A 7,856-nucleotide genomic window follows, 5' to 3' on the forward strand; every position below is an offset into this window, starting at 1 on the left:
CCCCCGAGCAGCAGGCCCTGCTGGGCTGGGCCGCCGCGCCCCAGCTCCCGACCCATGCCCCGCCCAGCGCCCTGCCCGCTCTGGGCCAGCGCCTGCAGCAGCAATGGCAACAGCTGCGCGAGCTGAGTGCCCAGGGCGACGACGATGCGCAGCGCCGCTTCGCCGCCCACACCGGCGCCATCAACTCCTTGCTGGCCCTGATGCGCCAGAGCGCCCGCGCCCACCGCCGCAATGTGGACCCCACGCTGGACGCGGCCTTCGAGATGCTCAGCCACCGCCTGCCCCTGCTGATGGAGACCCTGGCCAAGCAGCAGGACGCGCTGGCCCTGTCCAGCGAGAGCATGGCCAGCTATGCCGTGGCCGCCCAGGTGGTGCTCAGCGAGTCCGTGCCCGCGCTGCGCGCCGGCATGCAGCAGCTGCTCGCCACGGGCGACCGCGCCGGACTCCAGCCCCAGCTGGCCGAGCTGCTGGCCCGCGTCGAGCGCCAGCAAGATGCGGTGGACAAGGTGCTGGACCGACCTCAGGCCATGGCCGAGCTGCGCCCCCTGGCCCAGGCCAATCTGGCACAGGTCCAGGCCCTGATGCAGGCGGCCATCACGCAGGCCGACCTGCTGCTGCAGGAGCGCCTGGCCCAGCTGCGCCGCAGCCAGTGGCAGGTGGGCGCCCTGCTGGTGGGCGCCATGGCCGCCATTGCCTATCTCTTTGCCGGCATCTATGTCTCCACCCTGCGCTCGCTGCGCCGGCTCTCGCAAGGCACGCAGGACTTCTGCGCCGGCCGTCTGGACACCCGCATCCGCATCGACACCCAGGACGAGCTGGTCCTGGTGGCCGGCAACTTCAACACCGTGGCCGCCGAGGTGGGGCGGCTGCTGGAGGTGATCCGCGAGCAGAACGAGTCGCGCCAGCGCGAGCTGGAGCGCCTGGTGCAGCAGCGCACCCTGGAGCTGGCCGACAAGAACGACCAGCTGCACCTGGCCGCCCTGCGGGTGCAGGAAGAGCTGGAGTCGGCCCGCGATATGCAGCAGGCCATCCTGCCCCAGCACTTTCCCGACACCGCGGACTTTTCCATGCAGGCCTGCATGCAGCCGGCGCGCGAGCTGGGTGGTGACTTCTATGACTGCTTTGCGCTGTCCGGCGGCCGCTGGGGCTTTCTGGTCGCCGATGTGGCCGGCAAGGGCGTGGGCGCGGCCTTCTTCATGGCCGTCTCGCGCACCGTGCTGCAAGACCTGGCCCAGGACGGCCTGGGCCCGGAGGAGGTGCTGGCACGCGCCAACGAGCTGCTCAGCGGGCGCAATCCCATGGAGCTCTTCGTCACCGCCTGCTACTGCATCTACGACCCGCGCGATGGCAGCCTGGTCTATGCCAGCGCCGGCCACCCGGCGCCCCTGCTGCGCAGCGCGCAGGGTGAGGTGCTCGCCCTGGACTGCCCGCGCGATGTGGCCCTGGGCGTGCTGCCCGGCATGAGCTACAGCCCGCGCCAGACCCGCCTGCATGCCGGCGACACCCTGCTGCTCTATACCGACGGCATCACCGAGGCCTTCGACGCCGCCGGCCGGGCCTATGGCGAAGACCGCCTGTTCGCCTGGCTGCGCGCCAGCCGCGAGCCGCAAGCCGCCGACAAGCTGGCCAGCCTGGTGCGCGATGTGGCCGACTTCGTGGGCGGCGCCGAGCCCAGCGACGACCTGACCGCCCTGCTGCTATGCCGCAAGCCGCAGGGCGAGGCCGCCCCCGCCCTGCTGATTCCCGCCACCACCGACACGCCCGCCAGCCCACAAGCCCGAGGAGCTCTGACCGTGAGCCACGCCCCCCTGGAACTGAAGAACAAGACCCTGCTGCTGGAGTACCGGCTGCAAAGCCGGGTCGAGGAGATCGCCCCCCTGGCCGCGGCCGTGGACGAGGCGCTGAGCGAACGCCCCGACCTGGCCTTTGCCGTCAACCTCTGCCTGGAAGAGCTGATCACCAACACCATCCAGCACGGCCTGCACGGTGCGCCCGACCGCCCCATCCATGTGCGGCTCTCGCGCTCGGAGGAATGGCTGGAAATCATCCTCAAGGACGACGCCCCGCCCTTCGATCCCTTTGTTGAGGCCCCCGCGCCCAGCCTGGACGCCAGCGTGGAAGCCCGCGAGGTGGGCGGCCTGGGCGTGCACATGGTCAAGACCATGATGGACGAGGTGCGCGCCTTCTACGACGGCAGCGGCAACCTGATCGTGCTGCTCAAGACGCTCAAGAAGGCTTGAGCCCCCGCCCCGCGTCAGCGCCCCACCCGAATTCGACCCGCAGAAAGACCGCACCCCCATGAGCTTCGAACACCACAGCAGCGATGAGCAAGGCGCCCGCCTGGTTCAACTCAAGGGCCGCATCGACAGCGCCACCGCCGGCGCCTTCGAGCAGGCCGTGCAAGACCTGTTTGCCACCCCCGGCGCGCGCGCGCTGATGGACTTTGCCGCCGTGGACTACATCTCCAGCGCCGGCCTGCGCGTGGTGCTGATGGCGGCCAAGCGCGCCAAGCAGGCCCAGGGCCGCCTGCTGCTGTGCGGCCTGCCCCAGCATGTGCGCGAGGTGTTCGAGATCAGCGGCTTCCTCAAGATCATCGACAGCGTTGCGGACCGCGCCGAGGGTCTGCGCCAGCTGGCGGCCTGAGCGCCCACGCCGCCCCGGTTTCATGAGCATCTTCATCAGCCTGTTCGCCGGGCTGGGCCTGTTCTTCATCGGCGTGCGCCTGATCAGCAGCCATCTGCGTCAGGTGGTGGGGCGCCGTCTGCGCCAGCTGATCGCGCGCGCCGTCACCGGGCGCGGCTCCCTCGCTCTGTTCGGCCTGCTGGCCGGCGCGGTGATGCAGAGCGTCAACGCGGTCATCCATGTGCTGGTGGCCCTGGTCACGGCCGGCGCCATGGACCGGCAGCGCGCCTTTCCCATCATCCGCTGGGCCAATCTGGGCACCTCGGCGCTGGCCCTGGTGGCGGCCATCGATCTGCACGCCCTGGCCCTGTGCCTGGTGGGCCTAACCGGCATGGCCTACTACCGGCAGATCGATCAATCCACCCGCTGGCGCCATGCCGTGGGCGCCCTGCTGGGCCTGGGCCTGCTCTTCCTGGGCACCGACTACATCAAGAGCGGCGCCGCCCTGCTGCGCACCGAGCCCTGGCTGCGCCTGCACATCAGCGAGCTGGGCGTGTGGCTGCTGCCCAGCTTCCTGATGGGGGCCGCCGTGGCCTGGGCCGCGCAGTCGTCCACCACGGTGGTGGTCATCACCATGAGCCTGGCTGCCGGCGGCCTGATCGGCTGGAATGGCGGCGCCATGCTGGTGATGGGCGCGGGCCTGGGTTCGGCCGCCTCGGCCTGGAGCCTGGCCGGCCGGCTGCAGGGCAGCGCCCGCCAGCTGGTGCTGTTCCAGGTCTTGCTGCGCCTGCAGGGCCTGCTGCTCACCCTGCTCTTCTACGCCGCCAACCGCTGGCTGCTGGACGATCCCTTCGGCCGGCTGCTGGAGCAGCACTTCGGCCTGGGCCTGGCCGCGCGCCTGGCCGTCTTCTACATGGTGGTGCAGCTGCTCAGCGATCTGGCCAGCCGGGCGCTGCAGGCGCCCGCCCTGCGCTGGCTGGAGGCCTGGGCCGCGCCCTCGCTGCAGGAGAACCTGAGCCGGCCGCACTCTGTGCACGACGAGGCGCTGGACGAGGCCGAGACCGCCCTGCTGCTGGCCGACAAGGAGCAGCAGCGCCTGCTGGCCTGCCTGCCCGCCTACCTCGACCCCCTGCGCCAGGACCGGCTCGCCTGCGAGGGCAGCCCCGCCCTGGGCCCCGCCGAACGCCAGGCCGCCGAGGCCCAGGTGCTGCAGCTCTGCGAGCAGTTCCTGGTGGAGCTGGCGGACCGCCAGCGCAGCCGCGATGTGCTGGAGCGCTGCATGGTGCTGCGCGACCGCAACCGCCTGCTGGCCTCGCTGCAGGACTCGCTGGTGGAGCTGCACCAGGCCGCGCAGACGGCCGGCGGCGCGGCGGCCGACGGCGCCCCCGTGGCCCTGCTGCTGGACCAGCTGGTGCAAAGCCTGCACCTGATGCTTGAAACCCTGGCCGACACCGCCAGCCGCCCCCTGCCCGACGCCGAAGACCTGGCCCTGCTGCGCAGCCTCACGCACGACCGCTCCGAGCTGATGGACGGCATACGCCGCCGTCTGCAGGGCAGCGAGCTGGAGTCCGGCCTGCGCCAGGCCGTGTTCAGCGCCACCACCGTGTTCGAGCGCTGCGTCTGGCTGGCCCGCCGCTATGTCCTGCTGCTGGACGCGCCCGCCAGCCCCCCTGCCTCCTGATGCCATGACCCTGCTCCAGACCCTGGGCCGCTGGCTGCCGCCCTCCAAGCCGGTGCGCCGCCCCTTCGAGCTGATCTATGCGGCCGACGAATGCCCGCCGCCCGGCGCCCTGAGCCTGCTGGCCCTGCAGCATGCGGCCACGGTGCTGGCCCTGATCGCGCATGTGCTGGCCGCCGCCAAGATCGCGGGCCTGAGCCTGCCGCAAACCCATTCCATCGTGGCCATGACCCTGCTGGGCATGGCCATGGGCACGGCCCTGCAAGCCTGGGGCGGGCGCTGGGGCAGCGGCACCCTGCTGGTCTTCCAGCCCGACCCGATGATGATCACCGTGGCTGCGGCGGCCATCGCCAGCTACGGCCTGGGCTCCCTGGTGCAGGTGAGCCTGATTGCCGCCGGCGTCACGCTCTGCGTGGGCCCACTGATGCGCCATCTGCGCGCCCTCTTCCCGCCCACCGTGGTGGGCACCGTGGTGTGCATGGGCGGCCTGGGTCTGGTGGAGCCGGCCATGCGCAATGCCCTGGGTGTGCAGGCCTCGGCCGCGCCGGCCGGCGGGCTGCAGATCGATGGCGTGAGCACCCTCATCGCCGGCGCCACCCTGGCCAGCATCGTGATCTTCTCGGTCTGGGGCGGACGGCGCTTCAAGCTGCTGGGCGTGCTGGCCGGCCTGCTCACGGGCTTGCTCATCGCCGCGCTCAGCGACCGCCTGCTGGGCCTGGAGTGGCTGCAGGGCGCGCCCTGGCTGGCCCTGCCCCAGCCGATTACGCCCAGCTTCAATCTGGGGCCCGAGATCATCTTTGCCATCGTGCTGATCGCCACGCTCAACCAGCTGGACAACATCGGCTGCCTGATCGTGATGGACAAGACCGACAACGCCGACTGGCGCCGCGCCGATATGCAGATGGTGGGCCGCGGCATCCGCGCCAATGGGGCGAGTGACTTTGTGAGCGGCCTGTTCGGCAGCTTTCCCACCGCGCCCAGCTCGGCCAATATCGCCCTGGTGCATGCCACCGGCTCCAGCAGCCGCTATATCGGCCTGGCCTGCGCCGCCCTGCTGCTGCTGGTGGCCCTGAGCCCCCTGCTGACCATGGCGCTCACCCTCATCCCGCAGGCGGTGCTGGGCGCCATCTCGCTCTATGCCGCGGCCTACCTCATCGTCTCGGGCATCGAGATGATTGCCACCCGCGCGCTCGACAGCCGCGGCATCTTCATGGTGGGCCTGTCGCTTTGCGCCGGTCTGGCCACCATGCTGATGCCGGGCCTGAGCCAGGGCCTGCCCGAGGGCCTGGCCCTGCTGGCCGGCGATGGCTTTGTGGTCACGGGCGTGTGCGTGATGAGCCTGAACCTGCTGTTCCGCCTGGGCACGCGGCTGCGCGCCAGCTGCGAGCTGGACCCGCGCCAGGGCCCGCTGAACCACCAGCTCACGGCCTTTGTGGAGCGCCAGGGCGCCGCCTGGGGCGCGCGCATGGACATCGTGCGCCGCGCGGCCCTGGCCGCGCTGGAAGCCAGCGAGGCCATCAGCGCCGCTGGCGGCGGGCGCCAGCAGGTGATCCGCGGCAGCTTTGACGAATTCAACTTCGACCTGTAGCTGCTCCATGAGGGCGAGCCCTTGCCGGTGGGCGGCACTGGCCCCGCCCATGGCGCGGCGAATGCCCCGCTCGACCTGGATGCCCTGATGCTCAGCGAGGACGACAGCCAGCTCGACGCCGCCATGGCCCGCGTCTCCGGCGTGCTGATGCGCCACCTGGCCGACAAGCTCAGCAGCGCCAGTCTGGGCTCGGGCCATGCGGTGCTGCGGCTGCACTTCGACCATTGAGGGCCGCGCCCGTCGCGCGCAATTTGATACAAGCCTGCGGCGTGCTGACACAAAAAGCCACGGCTCGCCCGCTTAGACTGCGCGCGATTTCGATTCCCGTGCATCCGGCGTTGGTGCCCGATGAAGCATCCAATGATCCGCAAGCTGACAGGCTTGGCCTCGCTCGGCGCACTCCTCCTTCTGCTCTCCCTGTCACTGGCCCCGAGCTCGGCCAGTGCCACGGCGCTGCGGGTCTGCCAGAGCGATCCAGCCCGCTACGCCTACCGCATGGCGCTGGTGCGCCAGATCCTGCACAAGACCCAGCTGCCCGGCGAACCGGCGCTGGACCTGCAAGCCTTTGCCGACGGCCCCGATCCCAGCCAGGAGCGCTGCCTGGCCCTGCTGCGCGAGCGCAAGGTTCATCTGGTCTATATGCCGCCCACCGCCGAGCGCCTGGCGGAGTTCGACGCGATTCCCTTCGATCTGCACCAGGGCATGCTGGGCTATCGCCTGCTCCTGATCAACCGCCACGACCAGGCCTTGTTTGCCAAGGTGCGCAGCCTGGACGATCTGCGCCAGCTCAAGGGCGGCTTCGGCAGCCAGTGGAGCGACTACCGCCTGTTCGAGCTCAACCGCCTGCCCGTCATGGGTGCCGGCAACGCCGAAACCCTGCTGGCCATGCTGGAGGCGGGCCGCTTCCACTACTTCCACCGCGGCCTGCATGAGGCCTGGGCCGAGCTGGAGCAGCATGCCGACAAGCGCCGACTGATGGTCGACCCGCATCTGGCCCTGGTCTATCCCAACCCGGTGTACCTGATGTTCCACAAGGACGACACGGAGCTGCGGCGCCGCTTCGAGCAGGGCCTCAAACGCATGCGCAGCGACGGCTCTTTCGAGGCCCTGTTCCGGGCCACATTCGCCGACACCATCGCCCGAGCCCAGCTCAAGAAGCGCCGGCTGATCTACCTGAAGTCATCCCCCTCGGACAGCGCCACCGGCCCGCTGCCGCGGCCGTTCTGGCTGAACTGAGGCGCCCGGGGCCAGGACAGACGGCCCGCCAGGGCGCAGGCCTCATAGCGCACGGTGCCCGTAGCTCAGCACGCGGGTGATGCGCCACTGCGCGCCCTCCTGGCGCCAGATCATCATGAAGTCCGCCGCCCCCTCGCAGCGCACGGAGCCGTGCTGGCAGAAGCGGTGCACGCCCTGGGTCAGGGCGCCAAAGTCCTTGAGGGGATAGACCCGCAAGCTGCCCGGCACCAGCTCGCGGCGGAACTTGCCGCACACATGCTTTTGCGTGTTGGCCATCATCTCGGCCCGGCTCCAGGTCACGCCGCCCTGGTCGTGATAGAACTCCACGCCCTCGGCAAAGAAGCCCGCATGCCGCTCCAGCTGGCCGGGCTGCTCGCAGCGGTTGAAGGCGTCGAACACCTGGGCGTCCAGCTGGGCGAGCTGGTCAAACAAGGGGCCCAATTTCTCTAGCGCGGCTTGCTGGGCGCTGGCGGGCGCCGCGGCGGGCGGCGGCTGCTGCTGCAATGCGCAGCCTGCGGTGAGGCTGGCCAAGGCCAGCGCGGACAGCAGCGCCGCGGGCCTCGGGGTTCGCTTCGGCTGCATCTTCTTCCTCATCATCATCAACATGGCGGCTCCCGGTGCGTGTGCCTTGCTGGCCCAGGCGCGAGGGGCCTGAAATCGCACAGCAAGGGGTGGGCGGCATCGTCGGGGGCGTGCGGGCTGCTCGCCAGGGGGATGTGATGGGATGCAGAT

General features: G+C 70.5%; 7 protein-coding genes. 6 read left to right on the plus strand and 1 reads right to left on the minus strand.

The features are described from left to right. From ACK5F2_RS07800 to ACK5F2_RS07825, 6 genes are all read left to right on the plus strand, one after another. A partial coding sequence (locus tag ACK5F2_RS07800) for a SpoIIE family protein phosphatase (RefSeq protein ID WP_409863920.1) occupies positions 1–2,240 on the plus strand: 2,240 nt, incomplete at its 5' end. A 58-nt stretch (positions 2,241–2,298) separates the two neighbouring features. After that, positions 2,299–2,643 carry an STAS domain-containing protein gene (locus ACK5F2_RS07805; protein WP_409863921.1) on the plus strand — a complete coding sequence of 115 codons (345 nt, stop codon included), beginning with the start codon at positions 2,299–2,301 and terminating at the stop codon, positions 2,641–2,643. A gap of 22 nt (positions 2,644–2,665) precedes the next feature. Continuing rightward, entirely contained in the window at positions 2,666–4,303 is a 1,638-nt protein-coding gene (locus ACK5F2_RS07810) for a Na/Pi symporter (RefSeq protein ID WP_409863922.1), read from the plus strand. 4 nt (positions 4,304–4,307) lie between these two features. After that, positions 4,308–5,888 carry a uracil-xanthine permease family protein gene (locus ACK5F2_RS07815; protein WP_409863923.1) on the plus strand — a complete coding sequence of 527 codons (1,581 nt, stop codon included), beginning with the start codon at positions 4,308–4,310 and terminating at the stop codon, positions 5,886–5,888. Positions 5,889–5,915: 27 nt separating this feature from the next. Continuing rightward, complete coding sequence (locus ACK5F2_RS07820; RefSeq protein WP_409863925.1) at positions 5,916–6,116, plus strand: hypothetical protein; 201 nt, start codon at positions 5,916–5,918, stop codon at positions 6,114–6,116. A 132-nt stretch (positions 6,117–6,248) separates the two neighbouring features. Continuing rightward, entirely contained in the window at positions 6,249–7,124 is an 876-nt protein-coding gene (locus ACK5F2_RS07825) for a substrate-binding periplasmic protein (RefSeq protein ID WP_409863927.1), read from the plus strand. Positions 7,125–7,166: 42 nt separating this feature from the next. Here the strand turns inward: ACK5F2_RS07825 and ACK5F2_RS07830 are convergent, their stop codons facing one another. Continuing rightward, on the minus strand, positions 7,167–7,706 hold the full coding sequence (locus ACK5F2_RS07830; protein WP_409863929.1) for a nuclear transport factor 2 family protein: 540 nt from the start codon (positions 7,704–7,706) through the stop codon (positions 7,167–7,169). Between the last annotated feature and the right edge of the window lie 150 nt (positions 7,707–7,856).

The organism is Roseateles sp., assembly GCF_046300915.1.
GTDB lineage: Bacteria > Pseudomonadota > Gammaproteobacteria > Burkholderiales > Burkholderiaceae_C > Kinneretia.